The following is a 17,258-nucleotide window of genomic DNA, read 5'->3' as shown; positions in this document are numbered from 1 at the left end:
CGGCCGCGCCCACCGCTGCCGAGGGTTCAGTCGGGGCAGCGGTCCGACAGCGCGTAGCGGACCAGTGCCACGTCACCGATCTGGCGGACCTCGCACACCCGCGCTCGGCGGCCGGAGTGCCACGGGAAGCGACCGTCACCCACGAAGCGCGGCGCCCGGCTGTCCCCCACGAAGAACGGCGCGACCACCAGGTGCAGCTCGTCGGCGAGCCCGGCGGCGAGGAACTGGGCGTGCACGCTCGCGCCGCCCTCCACCATCAGCCGGCCGATCCCCCGGGCGGCCAGGTCGGTGAGCGCCCACCCCGGGTCGACCGGGTCCCCGGCGTCGACCACGGTGGCCCGGTCGCCGAGCAACTCCCGGGTCTTCTCCACCGCCGCCGTGGCGCAGTAGACGTAGCGGTCGGTGTCGCCGACGGTGAAGAACCGGGCCTGCGGGTCGAGATCGCCGGAGCCGGTGAGGGTGACCCGGGCCGGCGAGGCGGGCAGGCCGCGGGCGGCCCGTTCGGCGCGCCGCGCCGCCGAGCGGACCAGCAGCCGGGGATCGTCCCGGCGGACCGTGCCGGCGCCGACCAGGATCGCGTCGCAGCCGGCCCGCACCTCGTCGATCCGGTCCAGGTCGGCGTCGTTGGAGAGCACCAACCGCTGGCCGGTGGCGTCGTCGATGTAGCCGTCGATCGACGCCGCACAGCTCAGCAGGACGTACGGCCGGTCAGTCATGGACGAAGGACAGGTCGAGGGCGTGGTCGCCGCGGGTCACCTTGGTCGCCAGGTAGCCGGCGTTGGCCGGGGACAGGAACACCCCAGTGGTCACCCGCTCGGTGACCGTGATCCCGAGCCGGTGCAGTTGCGCCGCCTTGTCCGGGTTGTTGCTCAGCAGCGCGACCCGGTCCACGCCGAGCGCGGTGAGCATCTGCGCGGCGACCGTGTAGTCCCGCTCATCCTCGCGGTGCCCCAGCGCCAGGTTCGCCTCGTAGGTGTCCAGCCCGGCGTCCTGCAGCGCGTACGCCTCCAGCTTCGCGTACAGGCCGATGCCCCGGCCCTCCTGGCGCAGGTAGAGCAGGTAGCCGCCGCTGTCGGCGATCCGTTCCACCGACTCGCGCAGCTGCGGGCCGCAGTCGCAGCGCTGGCTGCCGAACACGTCCCCGGTGAGGCACTCGCTGTGCGGGCGGACCAGCGGAACCGGCCGGCGCGCGGCCGGCTCGGTGGGTCGTGCCCGGTCACCGAGCCCGAACGCCAGGTGCTCCCGCCCGTCGGCCAGGCCCTCGAAGGAGTAGACCCGGGCCTCGGTGGCGTACCCGTCCGGGAAGTGCAGCGGGACGGTGACCTGGGTGCGGATGGTGGCGGGATGCATCGGACTCCTCGTCAGACTGTGCCGGCCGGCACGCGGACACGACGGGCCACCAGGACGGCGGCGCCGGGAAGGCTCGCGACGAGCACCAGGGCTCCGTACACCATGGCCGTGGAGACCCCCTCGGCGGCGGACAGGCCGGCGGCGCCGAACGCCCACGCGGCCACGCCCTCGCGCGGGCCGAAGCCGGCGACGTTCGCCGGGACGACCATGGCGAGCAGGGCCAGCAGGGTGAGCGGGACCAGCAGCGACAGCGGCGCGGTCGAGCCCGCGGTGCGGGCGGCGAGCACGAAGGTCGCCAGGTGCCCGGCCACCGCCAGGGCGGACGCGAGCAGCACGCCGAGCCAGGTGCGGCGGGCCAGCAGGCCGGCGCGGACGTCGGCGACGGCGGCGCGGACCGCGCGGGCGAGGCGGGACGGGCCGGCCACGGGCAGCACCCGGGCCACCAGGACGGCGCCGAGGCCGACCGCGGTCAGGGTCACCGCGACCGCCGGCAGGTACGGCCGGACCGGCGACGGGAACGCGGCCAACACGACCACCGCCACCGCGGCGAGGACCACCTGGCCCGCTGTACGTTCCCACACGACCGCACGGATACCCCGCCCCACGTCGCCGGAATCCCGCCCGTGCCGGACCGCCCGGTGCACGTCGCCGAGGATCCCGCCGGGCAGGGTCGCGTTGAGGAACACCGCCCGGTAGCAGTGCGCCACGGCGGTGCGCAGCGGCAGCCGCACCCCGAGGCCGCCGGCGACCAGGCTCCACCGCCACGCGCAGCACACGGTGGTGAGCACCCCGATGGCGAGGGCACCCGCCAGGGCCGGAGCGTCGATCAGGCGCAGCCCGTCGAGGAACGGGCCGGTGCCCACCAGGGCCAGGAGCAGGACGAGCACACCGAGACCGCCCAGCGTCCGGGCCCACGCCCAGGCCCTTCCGCGGGCCGCCGGTGCGGGTGTCGCCGTCGACTCCATCCGGACCTCCCTCACGATCATCCCGTGGGTAGGCACGTAGCGCAGCGGTCACCGGTTCACCGTAGGCACGGCGAGCAGGTCCAGGTGACCGATCGACACGGACATCCGGCCGGCGGCGAGGTCACCGCGACGGCGGCGGGCGTACGCGGTGACCGGGCCGGTCAGCTCGGGCCGCTGCTCGCCGGCGGCGTCGAGCCAACCGGTGAGCCACTCGCCGGCCAGCGCGGCGTCGGCCGGCCCGAGCCGCCACGGGCTGGGTCGCAGCGTGACGTCGGCGCCGTGCCGGGCGAACGCGGCGGCGGCAACCCCGGCGGCGTCCGGCCCGAGCAGGGTGCGCCCGCCGACCGTGCGCCGCTGGTGGTCGTTGAACGCCCCGGCGAGCTCCGCGTCGAGGGGGTCGGCGGGGTCGAACCGGACCTGGCCGTCCACGGACAGGGCGAACAGGGTGGGCCGGGCGGCGCAGGCCGCGGCCACCCGGTCGACCTCCTCGGCGGTGAGCATGTCCAGCAGCGCCGAGGCGGTGACCAGGGACGCGCCGGCAAGGTCGGCGGTGGTGAGGCGGGTCAGGTCGCCCCGGCGGGTCTCGACGGTGACCGGGCTGCCGTCGGCGGCGGCCGGAGGCAGGTCGGCGGCGGCGCGGGCGAGCAGGCCGGCGTTCCCGTCGTGCAGCACCCAGTGCTGCGGGCCGGGCAGGCGGGGGGCGAGCCAGCGGCCCATCGAGCCGGTGCCGCTGCCGAGGTCGTGCACGACCAGCGGGCGGGCGCCGGTGAGCTGGGCGCGGGCCCGGTCGGCGAGGTCGGCGTCGCGGGCCGCGGCGTCGGCCGGCTCGCGCAGGGTGAGCCAGTCCGCGAAGTCCGCGGGCAGGTCCGGGGCCCGGTCGTCGACGGTCATGCCGCTCCTTCCAGCGCCGTCGCCAGCGCGGTGGTGGTGGTCGTCCAGTCGTGGAGGGTGTCCCGGCGCTCGCGCGCGGCCCGGCGCAACCGGGTCCGCAGCTCGGGGTCGGTGAGCCAGCGACGCAGCGCGCCGGCGAGGGCGGCCGGGTCGTCCGGGGACACGAGCAGCCCCGGCGGGGTGCCGTTCGGGGCGCGACCGAGGGTGTCGGGCAGCCCGCCGGTGGCGGTGGCCAGCACCGGTACGCCCCGGGCGAGGGCCTCGGTGACCACCATCCCGTACGTCTCGACGCGGGAGGCGAGCACCAGCAGGTCGGCGGCGGCGTACGCGACGTCCAGGGCGGGACCGGTGCACGGCCCGGTAAGCCGTACCCGCCCGGCGAGGCCAGTGTCGGTGATCCGCCGCCGCAGCCGCTCGACGAATTCCGGGTCCCGGGTGAGCGACCCGACGCAGTCGCAGCGCCACGGCCGGTCGGCGACCGCCGCGAGCGCGTCGACAAGCACGTCGTGGCCCTTGAGCGGGGTGACCGCCGCGACGCTGAGCAGCCGCCCGCCGCTCGCCGAGCCGACCGCCGGGGGTGCCGGGTCGACGCCGGGTGCGGCGACGTGCACCCGGCCGGCGGGCAACGCGTACCGGTCGAGCAGCCACCGGCGGGTCCAGGCGCTGGTGGTGACCACTGCCGCCGCCGCGTGCAGGGCGGCGCGCTCGGCGTCGTGGTCGAGCGGCAGGTGGACGAGCACCGCCAGGCGCAACCGGTCGGCGTGCGGGGCGAGGACCTCCGGCACGACGCAGCCGACGAGGCCGTCGAGCAGGACGACCGCTCGGTCGGGCACCGCGCCCAGCACCCGGGCGAGGGTCGCGCGGTCGGCGGGCGCGGGTAGCGGCCAGCCGCCGGGCACCGGGTGCTCGTGGACCGACCAGCCGGCGGCGGCCAGACCGGCGAGGACCCGCCGGTCGTAGTGGTTGCCGCCGCTCGGCGTGGCCGGGTCGTCGACGTCGCCGGGGAGCACCGCGTGGAGGGTGCGGCTCACAGCGCCCGGTCGTAGCTGGCCCACGCGATGTGCGACTCGTGCAGCGTGACGGTGATGCCGGTCAGGCCCCGGGCACCCACGCCCAGGTCGCCGGCCTCGATCCGCTGCACGAGGCGGTCGGCCACGGTGCGGGCCAGCACCTCGGTGGTGGTGTTCAACCCGGCGAACGCCGGCTCGTCGTCGAGGTTGCGGTAGGTCAGCTCGCCGAGGACCGCCCGCAGCTGCTCGGTGGCCCGGCCGATGTCGACGACGATCCCGTCGTCGTCCAGGTCCGGCCGGCGGAAGGTGGCGTCGACGACGAAGGTGGCCCCGTGCAGGCGCTGCGCCGGGCCGAACACCTCCCCCTGGAAGCTGTGGGCGATCATCATGTGGTCACGGACGGTCACGCTGAACACGGTGTCACTCCCCGTCGTAGGTGATGAGGTGGCAGAGGGCGGGCAGCCTCCCGTCGGCGAGCCGGGGCAGCACGTCGGGCAGGTCCGCGAAGCGGGATTCCCCGGTCAGCAGGGCGTCGAACACCGGGTCGGCGAGCAGGTCGAGCGCCAGGGCGAGCCGGTCGGCGTAGCCGCGGCGGTCCCGCCGGGCCGGGGCGACCCGCCCGACCTGGCTGCTGCGCAGGGTGAGCCGGCCGGAGTGGAACTCCGCGCCCAGCGGCAGCGTCACCTCGCGGTCGCCGTACCAGCTCAGCTCCAGGATCGTGCCCTCCGGCGCGACCAGTTCCAGGCAGCGGCGCAGGCCGGCGGAGGTGGCGCTGGCGTGCACCACGAGGTCCCGCCCGGCGGTCGCGTCGCCCGGCGCGGCGAACTCGGCCCCCAGGGCCGCGGCCAGCGCCGCCCGTGCCGGGTCGACGTCGACGAGCTGCACCCGGACCCCGGGGAAGCGGGCCAGCAGGGCCGCGACGGCGGCGCCGACCATTCCCGCGCCGACCACGGTGACCCGGTCGCCGACCAGGGGCGGCGCGTCCCAGAGCGCGTTCACCGCGGTCTCCACGGTGCCGGCGAGCACCGCGCGGGCCGCCGGGACCTCCTCGGGAACGACCACCACGGCGTCGGCCGGGACGACGTACGCGGTCTGGTGCGGGTGCAGGCAGAACACGGTCCGGCCGCGCAGATGCTGCGGACCCTCCTCGACCACGCCGACGCTGAGGTAGCCGTACTTGACCGGGGCCGGGAAGTCGCCCTCCTGGAACGGGGCGCGCATCGCCGCGTACTGGCCGGTGGGGACGCCGCCGGTGAACACCAGCGTCTCGGTGCCCCGGCTCACCCCGGAGAAGCGGGCGCGGACGAGCACCTCGTCGCGGCCGGGGACGGGCAGCGGCGCCGGACGGATCTCGCCGTGGCCGGGCGTACGCAGCCAGAAGGCGCGTGCGGTGCGCGTCACCGGCTACTCCTTTCCGCGTCCCGGCGAACCGGACCGGCGTTTTTTCCGTAGTCCCTGTCAGGAGTTGTCGATCATAGACACGGAGGCACGGTGGCCACGGTTCGAAACGGTCCCCTGATCGGGCTCGTCGTCCAGATTGTCCTGCTGGCCGGGCTCACCGGGACGGTCGGTCTCGGCCCTGCCGGCTGGCTCGCCGGCCTCGCGTACGGGCTGGTGGTGTGCCTGGCGCTCAGCCGGGGCCTGGACCGGGCGGGGGCCCGCGCGCTCGGGCCGGCCGACCGGGTGACCCTCGCCCGGGCGGTGCTTGTGGGCGCGGTCGCCGCGCTGGTGGCCGACGGGTTCGCCGGCGGTTCGGTGCCGGTCGGGGCGCTGACCGTCCTCGCCGCCGTGGCCCTGTCGCTGGACGCGGTGGACGGTTACGTGGCCCGGCGCACCGGCACGGCCAGCGCGCTCGGCGCCCGGTTCGACATGGAGATCGACAGCGTCCTCGTCGCCGTGCTCAGCCTGCACGTGGCACCGGCGGTCGGGATCTGGGTGCTGGCCCTCGGCGCCATGCGGTACGCGTTCCTCGTCGCCGGCTGGGCGCTGCCGTGGATGGGCCGGTCGCTGCCGCCGCGCTACTGGCGTAAGGTCGTCGCGGCCGCCCTCGGCGTCGTGCTGCTGGTGGTGGCGACGCGGCTGCTGCCGCCGGCGGTCGCGGTGGCGCTGCCGCTGCTGGCGCTGGTGCTGCTTGTCGAGTCGTTCGGCCGCGACGTGGCCTGGCTGTGGCGGCGCCGGTCCGCACCGGCGACCGGTGTGCCGGCGAACGGTGTGCCGGCGACCGGTGCCGCGGCGATCGACGTGCCGGTCGCCGGCGCGCCGGTGACCGGGGTGGGCGTCGTGGCCCGGCCGGCGCTGGCCGGCCTGCCGGGGCATCCCCGCCCGGCCGTCCGCGAACTCGTCGCCGTCCACGACTGACCGAGGAGCACCGCGTGCAGCAGAGCGAGACCGTCGGGCAGCCGGCCAGGACCACCGGTCCGCCGGAGGAGCCGGGATCGGGGCGTACCCCGCCGGGCAGGGACCGGCCGCGGTGGCGCCGAGTCGGGTGGTGGGTGACCACCGCGGTGGCCGTGCTGCTGGTGCTGGTCGCCCTGGGCGCACCGGCGGGCGTCGGCAACCTCACGCCCGCCGCGCTGCTCCGGATCCCGCTGGAGGGACTGGTACTCGCGGCGGTCCTGCTCGCGCTGCCCGCGCGGGCACGGCGGCCGGTCGCCGCCGCAACGGGCGCGCTGCTCGGGCTGCTGGTGATCCTCAAGGCGGCCGACCTGGGCTTCGGCACGACGCTGGGCCGCCCGTTCGACCTCGTCCTGGACTGGGCGCTGCTCGACGAGACGTTCAACTTCGTCAGCGGCTCGGTCGGGCGGGCCGGGGCGGTCGCCGTGGCCGTCGGCGCGGCGCTCCTGGTCGTCGGCCTGCCCGCGGCGCTGACCTGGGCGGTCCTGCGGTTGGGCCGGCTGCTGGCCGGCCACCCCGACCGGTCCCGGCGGACGCTCGCCGCGCTCGTGGTGCTGTGGCTGGTCGCCGCCGCGACCGGCGTGCGGATCGCTCCCGGCGTGCCGGTGGCCGCCACCGCCGCCACCACCCTGGTGTCGGCGCACGCCGCGCAGGTGCAGGCCCGCCTGCGGGACCGGACGGTGTTCGCCGGCGAGGTCGACACCGACCCGTACCGGTCGGCACCCACGGACCGGTTGCTGACCGCGTTGCAGGGCAAGGACGTCCTGGTCGCGTTCGTGGAGAGCTACGGGCGCGACGTCGTGCAGGAGCCGGAGTTCGCAAACGTCGGGTTGGTGCTCGACGAGGGGAACCGGCGGCTGACCGCCGCCGGGTTCGGCAGCCGGAGCGCCTTCCTCACCTCGCCCACCATCGGCGGGGGGAGCTGGCTGGCCCACGCCACGCTGCTCTCCGGCCTGTGGATCGACAACGACCAGCGGCACCGCGCGCTGCTCGCCAGCGACCGGACGACGCTCGGTGACGCCTTCCGGCAGGCCGGCTGGCGGACCGTCGGCGTGATGCCGGCGGCCAACCAGCCGTGGCCGGAGGGGTCGTTCTACGGCTACGAGACGTTCTACGACGAGCACAGCCTCGGCTACCGGGGCCCCCGGTTCAGCTTCGCGCCGATGCCCGACCAGTACACGCTCTCCGTCTTCCACCAGAAGGAGCTGGCCGGCGCCGACCGCCGGCCGGTGATGGCCGAGCTGGCGCTTATCTCCAGCCACTCCCCCTGGACGCACATCCCCAGGCTTGTCGACTGGGACGACCTGGGTGACGGCCGGATGTTCCACGAAGCGGTCGAGCGGTACCCGTCGAAGCAGCCCCGGACCGGGTACCGGCGGTCCATCGAGTACACGCTCGGCGCGCTCATCTCGTACGTCCAGCGCCACGGCGACGACGACCTGGTGCTGGTCGTGGTCGGCGACCACCAGCCGGCGCCGGTCGTGACCGGCCCGGACGCCAGCCGCGACGTGCCGATCAGCATCGTGGCGCGGGACCCGGCCGTGCTCGACCGGGTCGCCGGGTGGGGCTGGGCCACCGGGCTGCGGCCGGCGCCGGACGCCCCGGTGTGGCGGATGGACACCTTCCGGGACCGGTTCCTGGCCACCTTCTCCCCCACCCTCGACCCGCCGCCCCCGGTCGCCGGCCCGCCGCGCTGACCCGCGGTCACCGGCCGCGACCGGGCGCGCGGCGGTCAGGCACGCGCCAGGACGCCGAACCGACGGCCGTCCCCGGCGAGCAGGTCGTGCACCGCGAGGCCGGCCGCGATCGCGGCGGCCGGCAGCGCGCGCTCGTCGAGGCGGGCCCACCGGAACGACGGTCCCCGCCGGAGCACGCCGTCGGTGCTCCGGTACGCGAGATGGCCACCGCCGCGCCACAGGCCGGGGCCGGTCGCCTCCACCTCGACGAGCACGGTCCCCCCGGGACCGAGAAGCTCCCGGCAACGGCGCAGCAGGCCGACCGGGTCGCCACCGATGCCGATGTTGCCGTCGATCAGCAGCACGTGCGACCACCGGCCCTCGGCGGGCAGCGGGGCGAACACGTCACCGCGCAGGGCGACCGCGCCCCGGGCCCGGGTGAGCCGGACCGCCTCGGCGCTGACGTCCACGCCGACGGCCGTGACACCGGCCTCCACCAGAGCCCGGGTGACCCGGCCCGGCCCGCAGCCGACGTCCAGCGTCGGCCCGCCGCACCGGCGCAGGACCGCCGCCAGGGCCGGCTCGGCCCCGCCGTGCCACCGGTCGACCGGGAGACGGGTGCGCCGGCCGTCGGCCTCGACCAGCCAGTGGACGCCGGCCCCCGCGGCGAGGGCCGCCGCGAACCCACCGGTGGCGACGATCGTCACCGGAGGCCGCCGGGCAGCAGTGCCGGCCGGGCCCCGGCCATCCGGACGGCGAACCGGCTGCCGGGCACCGCCTCGGCCACCGCCAGCGCGTCGGCCCAGCCGTCGACGTCGCGCAGCAGCGGCAGCCGTCCCACCGGCAGGCCCAGCGCGGCAAGCGCCGCGGCGGTGCGCCGCCCGGTCTCCGGGGTGGACATCGGCACCTCGCGCAGGGCGGCGGCGTGCCGGGGATCCCGCAGTCCCAGCGCCCACCAGCCGCCGTCCACCGCGGGACCGAGCACCGCGTCCGCGCCGGCCAGCCGGCGCGCCGCCGCAGCGAGCAGGGCCGGCGTCACCTGCGGCGTGTCCATGCCGATCTGGAGCACCGGGCGTCCCGGACACGCCTGCGCGACGTCGGCGTACGCGGCGGCGAGCCGGTCGCCCAGGCCGGTGCCGCGCTGCGGCAGCACGGTCCACCCGGCGACGGCCGCCCGCAGCTCGTCGGCGTCCACGCCGTCCGCGAGCCGCCCGTGCAGGGCGAGCACCGGGAGCGCGCCCGGCGTGGCCGCGACCGCGTCGAGGGTGTCCCGCAGCGCCGCGGCGGCGAGCCGGGCCGCCTGCACCGGAGTGGCGGGCGGGCACAGGCGGGTCTTCACCGCACCGGGTACCGGTGACTTCGCCACCACGAGCAGGACGGTCACCGGGGGCCGCCCAGGCTGCGCAGCACGCCGGCGAAGTCCCGGGTCGCCCGCAGGGTGCCGCGTACCGAGCCGGACACCTTCGAGCGGGTGCCGGCGGCGCGCGGCGCGTAGGTGACGTCCAGCTCGCGGATGCGCCAGCCGGCGCCGGCGGCCCGGATCAGCAGTTCCAGCGGGTAGCCGAAGGCCCGGTCGGTGACGCCGAGGGCGAGCAGCGGCTCACGCCGGGCCACCCGGATCGGGCTCAGGTCGCGCAGCGGCACGCCGCGCTGCCGCAACAGCGCCGCCACCAGCGCGGTCCCGGCCCGGGCGTGCCACGGCCAGGCGCCCGCCGAGACGGGCCGGCGACGCCCGACCGCGAGGTCGGCCGAGCCGTCCGCCACCGGGGCGACAAGCGCCGGCAGCTCCGCCGGGTCGAAGGAGCCGTCCGCGTCCAGGACGCAGACCAGCTCGGTCTCGGCGGCGACCAGCCCCGTGTGGACGGCCGCCCCGTAGCCGCGGCGGGGCTCGTGCACCACCCGGGCGCCGTGCCGCGCGGCCACCTCCGGCGACCCGTCCCGCGAGCCGTTGTCCACCACGAGCGCCCGGTACCCGGGCGGCAGCGCGGCGAGGACCGCGGGCAGCGCCGCGGCCTCGTCCAGGCACGGCAGTACCACGTCGATGCGTGTGGGCATGCCTTGGACGCTAGGGCGGGGCCGGCCCCGTCGCGGCCCGAATGTGCTTACGGATCGCTTAACGGGCGAGGGACTTCTTACCGTCCGGTGACGGAACGCGGCTTCGCCTGCGCGACGGCGTCCGGGGCCGTACCGTCCGGTCGTCATGACGTCCACCCCGACGCGGGCCGCGGCCCGCCACGAGACGCCCGCGCGCGGTCGGGCCGACCTGGTGGTGCTCGCCGTCGAGGGTGCCCTGGTGGCGGCCGCCGCGGTGGTCGGCGTGCTGCTCAACGCCCGGGACGCCGGCCTGTACGCCGACGCCGCCCCGCTCTACGCGACGTGGCGGCCGCACGTCGGCTGGGGCACACCCGCGGCGGTGCTGGTCGCGGCGGTGGTGCTGGGCTGGGGTGTGACCTGGGCGCGGACCGCCCCCTGGGGCCGGCTGCTCGCGGCGGCCTGGCTGGCGGCGGTCGCGTGGACGCTGTCGCTCGCTCTCGTCGACGGCTGGTCGGCGGGGCTGGCGCAGCGGTTGACCCCACAGGCGGAGTACCTGCACGAGGTGCCCCGGGTCGACGACGTCCCGGCCATGCTCGCCGGCTTCACCGGGCGGATCCTCGACTTCCAGCCCGATTCGTGGTCGACGCACACGGCGGGTCATCCGCCCGGCGCGCTGCTGGTCTTCGTCTGGCTGGACCGGGTCGGGCTGGGCGGGGGCGCGGCGGCCGGGCTGGCCTGCGTCCTGGCCGGCGCCACGGTGGCGGTGTCGGTGCCGCTGACACTGCGCGCGCTGGGCGCCACCGGGGCCGCTCGCGCCGTACTGCCGTTCCTGGTGCTGCTGCCGGGCGCGGTGTGGGTGGGCGCCTCGGCGGACGGCCTGTTCGCCGGTGTGGTCGCCGCCGGGCTCGCGCTGCTCGCCGTCGGTGGCCGCTGGGCCGCGGCCGCCGGCGGGCTCGTGCTGGGCTTCGCCCTGCACCTGTCGTACGGGTTCGTGCTTGTCGGGCTTCTCGCGGTGGCGGTGCTGGCGCTGCGGGCACGGGACCGGTGGGGAGCCTTCTTCGCCGCCGCCGGCACCGCCACCGCCGTGGCGGCCTTCGTCGCGGCCGGTTTCTGGTGGTGGGACGGGTACCGCCTGGTGGTGGAGCGTTACTACCAGGGCTGGGCGGCGGATCGTCCGTACGCCTACTGGGTGTGGGCGAACCTGGCCGCGCTGCTCCTGTGCGCGGGACCGGCGGTCGGGCCGGCGCTGCGGCGGGCGCTGGCGGACGCCGCGCGGCGGGTCGGTGCCCCCGGCGCTTCCGTTCCCGCCGGGCGGGCCGCCGGCACCGCGCGCGCCGGGTCCGCGCGGTGGCGCTCTGCGGTGGCTCGGCTACGCGGCACCGGACCGACGGTGGTGCTGCCGCTGGCCGGGGCGCTGGTGATCGTCGCCGCCGACCTGTCCGGGCTGAGCAAGGCCGAGGTGGAGCGGATCTGGCTGCCGTTCGCGGTGTGGCTGCTGGTGGCCGTCGCGCACCTGCCGGCCGGTGCCCGCCGCTGGTGGCTGGCCGGGCAGGCGCTCACCGCCCTCGCGGTGAACCACCTGCTGTGGACGGTCAGCTGAGCATCGTCGGCGCGGCGCGGACGTACCGCCCGGCCGGCGCGCGCCCCCGTGCCGCGCGCCGGCCGGAACCGCCGAGCGTCAGGCCGGCAGCGCGGAGGGCTCGGCCGACACGACGGGTTCGGCCGGCGCCGCCGGCGGCGGACCCGCGCCACGCAGGGCGGCCGGTTCGCGCAGCGGGTCGTGGGCGAACGCGGCCACGCCCCCGGCGAACCCGATCCGCGCGGTGTAGCCGAGCCGTTCGGCGGCCTTCCGGGGATCGGCGACGACGTGCCGGACGTCGGCCGCACGGCCGCCGCCGACCACGACCGGCGCCGGTCCGCCCACCGCCTCGGCCAGCGCGGTGGCCAGTTCGCCAACGGTGTGCGGCTCACCCGAGCACACGTTCAGCGGCTCCAGGCCGTCCGGGGCGGGGGCCGCCAGCGCCAGCAGGTTCGCCCGGGCCACGTCGGTGACGTGCACGAAGTCCCGGCGCTGCCGGCCGTCCTCGAGCACCCGGGGCGGCCGGCCGGCGGCCAGCTCGGATCGGAAGACCGACGCGACCCCCGCGTACGGGGTGTCGCGGGGCATCCGGGGCCCGTAGACGTTGTGGTACCGCAGGGCCCAGACACCGCCGCCGGTCTGCCGGGCCCAGGCGGCGGCCAGGTGCTCCTGGGCCAGCTTGCTGGCGGCGTACGTGCTGCGGGGCTCCAGCGGCGCGTCCTCGGGCACCAGGCCCGGGGTGAGCGGCCGGTGGCAGGTGGGGCAGGTCGGCTCGTACCGGCCGGCGGCCAGGTCGGCGGGACGGCGCGGGCCCGGCCGGACGGTGCCGTGCGCGCCGCACCGGTACGTCCCCTCCCCGTAGACGACCATCGAGCTGGCCAGCACCAACCGGGTCACCCCGGCCCGGTGCATGGCGGCCAGCAGCACCGCCGTGCCGTAGTCGTTGTGGCTGGCGTACGCCGGGGCGTCGGACGGGTCGAGGCCGTGACCGACCATGGCGGCCTGGTGGCACACCGCGTCCACGCCGGACAGCAGCTCATCCAGCAGGGCGGCGTCCCGGACGTCGCCGAGCACCGGCGGATGCGCCCGCGACCACGCGGGCAGCTCGCCCGCGTGCGCCTGCGGGAGAAGCGCGTCCAGGCCGACCACCTCGTGCCCCTCGGCGACGGCCAGGTCCACGACGTGCGACCCGACGAAACCGGCAGCGCCGGTGACGAGTATCCGCATTCCGGTCACGCTAGGCCCGTCCGGCGGCTGCCCGCGCCGGTTCGGGCGGACCGTCACGAGTCCGTAAGAGTCGCCGCCGGACCGTCACGCGACGGCGGTACGCGGGTCGGACGTAAGCGGCCCGTAATGGCGCAACCGGGACCGGGCCGTCCGCACCCCGTCTAGCGTCGCGGATGGGGCACCAGCCAACGGCGACAGGGGGAGCGCCCATGCCCGGAAAGGACGACGGCGGTCCGGCCGGCGAACGGGAGTACGGCTTCCCGGCGCCGCTCTGGCGTGCCCTCGCCCGGCACCGGCCGCCCGGAGCCGGGCGGGTCACCCGGAGCTGGCGCAGCCCGCTGCGTGGGCCGTGGCTGACCTCCGTCTACGGTGCGGTCCTGCTCGCCACGCTGCCCCTGGTGATCCTCACCGGGCTGCTGGACTACCTGGCGTACGGACCGCAGTTCGACCAGGCCTTCCCCCGGGGGGTGGGCTGGCTGCGGCTGCCGCAGGTCGACTGGCCGACCCGGCCGTCCTGGCTGTTCCGGGTCACCCAGGGGCTGCACGTGACCCTCGGGATCATGCTGATCCCGGTGGTGCTGGCGAAGCTGTGGTCGGTGATCCCGAAGCTGTTCGACTGGCCGCCGGCCCGCTCGCCGGCGCAGGTGCTCGAACGGCTCTCCCTGCTCCTGCTGGTCGGCGGCGTTCTCTTCGAGATCGCCACCGGCCTGCTGAACATCCAGTACGCGTACGTGTTCAACTTCGACTTCTACACCGCGCACTATTTCGGCGCCTGGGTCTTCACGGCGGCGCTTGTGGCCCACGTGTCGCTGAAGCTGCCTCGGATGCTCAGCGCGCTGCGGACCCGGCCGGCGGCCGGGGCGCGGGCCGACACGGCGACCACCCGGCCGGAGCCGCCCGACCCGGACGGCCTGGTGGCCCCGCAGCCCGGACCGGCCACGGTGAGCCGGCGCGGCGCGGTCGCCCTGGTCGGCGGAGGTGCCCTGCTGCTCGGGGCGCTGACCGTCGGCCAGAGCCTGGACGGCCCGCTGCGGCGCACCGCGCTGCTGCTGCCCCGGGGACAGGATCCGGGAGACGGCCCGAACGGGTTCCCGGTGAACCGCAGCGCCGCCGCGGCCGGCGTCACCGCGGCCGACACCGGTCCCGGCTGGCGGCTGGCCCTGCGCGGCGGCGGACGCGAGGTCACCGTCGACCGGCCCGACCTGCTCGCCATGGCTCAGCACACCGCACGCCTGCCGATCGCCTGCGTGGAGGGCTGGTCGACCCTGCAGACCTGGACCGGTGTCCGCCTGCGCGACCTCGCCGCACTGCTCGGGGTGACCGACCCGACCTCCGCGCAGGTGCGCTCACTGGAGCGGGGTGGGCTGTTCAACCAGGCCGTCCTCCAGGCGAACCAGGTCCTCGACGGCGACTCGCTGCTGGCGCTGCGGGTCAACGGCGCCGACCTGTCCGCCGACCACGGGTACCCGGCCCGGATCATCGTGCCGGCCCTGCCCGGCGTGCACTGCACCAAGTGGGTCGCCGCGATCGACTTCCGGACCGATGGCTGACCGGGTCGGCCGGCTGCGGGCGGCGTACGGCGCCGGGGCTCGTCACCTGCTGGTGCTGCTCGCCTGCTTCGCCGTCGCCAGCTGGGTGGCGCTGCGGCTGGCCGGCGAGGCGGACCGGCTGCGGATGCTGGCGTGGTTCGTCGGCGCGGTGGTCGTGCACGACCTGGTTCTCTTCCCTGTGTACGCGACTGCCGACCGGGTGCTGCGCCGGCTCACCGTCCGGCGTGCACCGCTCAACCACGTCCGGGTTCCCGCGCTCGCCTCGGCGCTGCTGTTCGTGGTCTACCTGCCCGGGATCCTCGGCCTCGGCGGTTCGGCCTACGAGTCGGCGACCGGCCGGCAGCCGGCGCCGCTGCTGGGCCGCTGGCTGGCCCTGAGCGCATCGTTCTTCCTGGTCAGCACCGTCGTGTACATCTTCAGGCGGTGGCGGCGTGACCGGTCCTAGGACCGGCGTGGAATCATCCACGACGTGCGCATTGCCAGCGGGGACCGCGGTCGCACGGGCCGGGCTGAACCACGACGGGACGGGGCGCGGTGCGGGTGCTGAGGCGGCGACCGGCCTGGCAGCGGCGTACCTCCGACCAGTTCCGCCACCCCGCCCAGGTGATCGCCACCGGCTTCGGTCTCGCGGTGGCGGTCGGCACCGCCCTGCTGTCGCTGCCGGTGGCGACGCGTTCCGGCGAGCCGGCCGGACCGGTCGACGCCCTGTTCACGGCGACCTCGGCGGTGTGCGTGACCGGCCTGGTGACGGTCGACACCGGCAGCTACTGGTCCGGCTTCGGGCAGGCGGTGATCCTGCTGCTCATCCAGGCCGGCGGGCTGGGCATCATGACGCTCGCCACGCTGTTCACCGTGCTGCTGTCCCGGCGGCTGGGGCTGCGGGCGCGGTTCCTCGCGCAGGCCGAGACGAAGAGCCTGGACCTCACCGACGTGCGGGGCGTGGTGCGCCGGATCGTGCTGTTCAGCCTCGCCAGCGAGGCGGTGGTCGCGGTCGTGCTCACCACCCGCTTCGCGACCGCCTACGAGGAGCCGTTCGGGCGGGCGCTCTACGACGGGGTGTTCCACGCCGTGTCCGCGTTCAACAACGCCGGGTTCTCCACCCGCGCCGACAGCCTGATGGGCTACGTCACCGACCCGTGGATCTGTCTGACGGTGACCGCCGCCGTCGTGCTGGGCGGGCTGGGGTTCCCGGTCGTGTTCGAGCTGGCCCGGACCTGGCGACGACCGGCCGTGTGGTCGGTGATGACCCGGCTGACCGTGGTGCTGACCGCGGGTCTGCTGGTGATCGGCACGCTCGTGCTGCTGCTGACCGAGTACTCCAACCCGCGGACGCTCGGCCCGCTGGACGCCCCGGAGAAGTGGCAGGCGGCGCTGTTCGCCTCGGCGATGACCCGTACGGCCGGCTTCAACAGCCTGGACATCGGCGCGCTGCGGCCGGAGAGCCTCCTCGCCAGCGACGTGCTCATGTTCATCGGCGGGGGCAGCGCCGGCACGGCGGGTGGCATCAAGGTGACCACCTTCGGGCTGCTGGCCTATGTGCTGTGGTCGGAGATGCGCGGCGAGCGCCACGTCCACGTCGGCAACCGGCAGATCCCGGCCAGCAACCAGCGGCAGGCACTCGCCATCGCGCTGCTCGGCGTCGGCGCCGTGGTGACCGCCACGTTCCTGTTGCTGGCGATCACGCCGTACCGGCTGGACGTGGTGCTCTTCGAGGTGGTGTCCGCGTTCGGCACCGTCGGCCTCTCGACCGGGATCACCGGTAGCCTGCCACCGGAGGCGGACCTGCTGCTCGTCGTCCTGATGTTCGCCGGGCGTATCGGCCCGTTGACGCTGGCGTCGGCCCTGGCGCTGCGGGACCGCACCCGGCGCTACGAACTGCCCGAGGAGAGGACGATCGTTGGCTGAGCGAGACACCGAACCGGTCGTGGTCATCGGGCTCGGTCGCTTCGGCAGCGCGCTGGCGCTGGAGCTGCTGCGGCGGGGCACCGAGGTGCTCGGCGTCGACAACCGGCCCAAGGTGGTCCAGTCGCTGGTCGGGCAGCTCCCGCACGTCATCACCGCGGACTCCACTGACATCGAGGCCCTGCGGCAGCTCGGCGTCACCGAGTTCCACCGGGCCGTGGTGGCGATCGGCACGGACATCCAGGCCAGCATCCTCACCACCTCCCTGCTGTCCGAGCTGGGGATCCCGGACATCTGGGCAAAGGCGATCAGCGCCCAGCACGGCAACATCCTGAACCGGGTGGGTGCCCACCACGTCGTCGCACCCGAGCACGACATGGGCGAGCGGGTCGCTCACCTGCTCTCCGGGCGGATCCTCGACTACGTCGAGGTGGACGCCGACTTCGCGGTGATCAAGACAAAACCGCCCCGGGACGTGGTCGGCGTTCCGCTGCGTGAGTCTCAGCTGCGCAGCAAGTGGGGAGTCACGGTGGTCGCGGTCAAACCGCAGGTCGCGCTCGGCGGCCGCCAGCCCGCCTTCACGTACGCCACCCCGGACACGGTGCTCAGCTACGGGGACCTGATCCTCGTCGTCGGTGCGATCGACAACGTGGAGCGGTTCGCCTCCGCCGGGTGAGCCA

The 17,258-nt window shown here is 76.1% G+C and carries 16 protein-coding genes and 2 pseudogenes; 7 read left to right on the top strand and 11 right to left on the bottom strand.

Annotated features, from left to right (window positions below; genetic code table 11):
* Window positions 1-26: 26 nt before the first annotated feature.
* Genes ABTW87_RS07375 through ABTW87_RS07345 form a run of 7 tightly spaced genes read right to left on the bottom strand, consistent with a single transcriptional unit; the run spans window position 27 to window position 5,617 of the window.
* The gene (locus tag ABTW87_RS07375) at window positions 27-716 is read right to left on the bottom strand and encodes a RibD family protein (protein WP_350649439.1); all 690 of its coding nucleotides are present in this window, start codon (window positions 714-716) and stop codon (window positions 27-29) included.
* Window positions 709-1,350 carry a GTP cyclohydrolase II gene (locus ABTW87_RS07370; protein WP_350649437.1) on the bottom strand — a complete coding sequence of 214 codons (642 nt, stop codon included), beginning with the start codon at window positions 1,348-1,350 and terminating at the stop codon, window positions 709-711. Before ABTW87_RS07370 ends, ABTW87_RS07375 begins: the two co-directional genes overlap by 8 nt.
* A gap of 11 nt (window positions 1,351-1,361) precedes the next feature.
* Entirely contained in the window at window positions 1,362-2,315 is a 954-nt protein-coding gene (locus ABTW87_RS07365; RefSeq protein ID WP_350649435.1) for a lysylphosphatidylglycerol synthase transmembrane domain-containing protein, read from the bottom strand.
* 48 nt (window positions 2,316-2,363) lie between these two features.
* Window positions 2,364-3,206 (bottom strand): SAM-dependent methyltransferase, encoded by an 843-nt coding sequence (locus tag ABTW87_RS07360; protein ID WP_350649433.1) that lies wholly within the window; start codon window positions 3,204-3,206, stop codon window positions 2,364-2,366.
* Window positions 3,203-4,237, bottom strand: a complete 1,035-nt coding sequence (locus ABTW87_RS07355; RefSeq protein WP_350649431.1) for a glycosyltransferase family 4 protein — start codon at window positions 4,235-4,237, stop codon at window positions 3,203-3,205. Before ABTW87_RS07355 ends, ABTW87_RS07360 begins: the two co-directional genes overlap by 4 nt.
* Complete coding sequence (locus ABTW87_RS07350) at window positions 4,234-4,632, bottom strand: 6-pyruvoyl trahydropterin synthase family protein (RefSeq protein ID WP_350649429.1); 399 nt, start codon at window positions 4,630-4,632, stop codon at window positions 4,234-4,236. Before ABTW87_RS07350 ends, ABTW87_RS07355 begins: the two co-directional genes overlap by 4 nt.
* Before the next feature lie 4 nt (window positions 4,633-4,636).
* Window positions 4,637-5,617 carry a zinc-dependent alcohol dehydrogenase gene (locus ABTW87_RS07345; RefSeq protein ID WP_350649427.1) on the bottom strand — a complete coding sequence of 327 codons (981 nt, stop codon included), beginning with the start codon at window positions 5,615-5,617 and terminating at the stop codon, window positions 4,637-4,639.
* Between the two features lie 90 nt (window positions 5,618-5,707).
* Here ABTW87_RS07345 and ABTW87_RS07340 point away from each other — a divergent pair.
* Both ABTW87_RS07340 and ABTW87_RS07335 read left to right on the top strand, forming a co-directional pair.
* Window positions 5,708-6,426 (top strand): annotated as a pseudogene (locus ABTW87_RS07340) (CDP-alcohol phosphatidyltransferase family protein); the annotation flags it as partial.
* Window positions 6,427-6,633: 207 nt separating this feature from the next.
* Window positions 6,634-8,307, top strand: a pseudogene (locus ABTW87_RS07335) (sulfatase-like hydrolase/transferase); the annotation flags it as partial.
* 35 nt (window positions 8,308-8,342) lie between these two features.
* Here the strand turns inward: ABTW87_RS07335 and ABTW87_RS07330 are convergent.
* The 3 genes from ABTW87_RS07330 to ABTW87_RS07320 are packed head-to-tail and all read right to left on the bottom strand — an operon-like array spanning window position 8,343 to window position 10,341.
* A complete protein-coding gene (locus ABTW87_RS07330; protein WP_350649424.1) occupies window positions 8,343-8,993 on the bottom strand; it encodes a class I SAM-dependent methyltransferase in 651 nt (216 codons plus the stop codon).
* Entirely contained in the window at window positions 8,990-9,670 is a 681-nt protein-coding gene (locus ABTW87_RS07325) for a TIGR04282 family arsenosugar biosynthesis glycosyltransferase (RefSeq protein WP_350649422.1), read from the bottom strand. The genes ABTW87_RS07330 and ABTW87_RS07325 overlap by 4 nt, the downstream gene beginning before the upstream one ends.
* Window positions 9,667-10,341, bottom strand: coding sequence for a glycosyltransferase family 2 protein (locus ABTW87_RS07320; RefSeq protein WP_350649420.1), 675 nt, complete (start codon window positions 10,339-10,341; stop codon window positions 9,667-9,669). The genes ABTW87_RS07325 and ABTW87_RS07320 overlap by 4 nt, the downstream gene beginning before the upstream one ends.
* A 145-nt stretch (window positions 10,342-10,486) precedes the next feature.
* On the opposite strand from ABTW87_RS07320, the gene ABTW87_RS07315 reads away from it, so the two are divergent.
* Complete coding sequence (locus ABTW87_RS07315; protein WP_350649418.1) at window positions 10,487-11,920, top strand: hypothetical protein; 1,434 nt, start codon at window positions 10,487-10,489, stop codon at window positions 11,918-11,920.
* Between the two features lie 78 nt (window positions 11,921-11,998).
* Here ABTW87_RS07315 and ABTW87_RS07310 read toward each other — a convergent pair whose 3' ends face one another.
* Window positions 11,999-13,126 carry an NAD-dependent epimerase/dehydratase family protein gene (locus ABTW87_RS07310; RefSeq protein WP_350649416.1) on the bottom strand — a complete coding sequence of 376 codons (1,128 nt, stop codon included), beginning with the start codon at window positions 13,124-13,126 and terminating at the stop codon, window positions 11,999-12,001.
* A gap of 209 nt (window positions 13,127-13,335) precedes the next feature.
* On the opposite strand from ABTW87_RS07310, the gene ABTW87_RS07305 reads away from it, so the two are divergent.
* The 4 genes from ABTW87_RS07305 to ABTW87_RS07290 all read left to right on the top strand — a co-directional run bounded on the left by ABTW87_RS07305 (window position 13,336) and on the right by ABTW87_RS07290 (window position 17,254).
* Window positions 13,336-14,676 carry a molybdopterin-dependent oxidoreductase gene (locus ABTW87_RS07305; RefSeq protein ID WP_350649415.1) on the top strand — a complete coding sequence of 447 codons (1,341 nt, stop codon included), beginning with the start codon at window positions 13,336-13,338 and terminating at the stop codon, window positions 14,674-14,676.
* Window positions 14,669-15,121, top strand: a complete 453-nt coding sequence (locus tag ABTW87_RS07300; protein WP_350649413.1) for a hypothetical protein — start codon at window positions 14,669-14,671, stop codon at window positions 15,119-15,121. Before ABTW87_RS07305 ends, ABTW87_RS07300 begins: the two co-directional genes overlap by 8 nt.
* 89 nt (window positions 15,122-15,210) lie before the next feature.
* Complete coding sequence (locus tag ABTW87_RS07295; RefSeq protein ID WP_350649412.1) at window positions 15,211-16,581, top strand: TrkH family potassium uptake protein; 1,371 nt, start codon at window positions 15,211-15,213, stop codon at window positions 16,579-16,581.
* Complete coding sequence (locus ABTW87_RS07290) at window positions 16,574-17,254, top strand: potassium channel family protein (RefSeq protein WP_350649411.1); 681 nt, start codon at window positions 16,574-16,576, stop codon at window positions 17,252-17,254. Before ABTW87_RS07295 ends, ABTW87_RS07290 begins: the two co-directional genes overlap by 8 nt.
* The last annotated feature ends 4 nt before the right edge of the window (window positions 17,255-17,258 follow it).

This window comes from Micromonospora sp. NPDC126480 (assembly GCF_040302465.1).
In the GTDB taxonomy this organism is placed as follows: domain Bacteria; phylum Actinomycetota; class Actinomycetes; order Mycobacteriales; family Micromonosporaceae; genus Micromonospora.
Note: the sequence above shows the minus strand (reverse complement) of the source record. Positions and strands in the feature narration are given on the sequence as shown.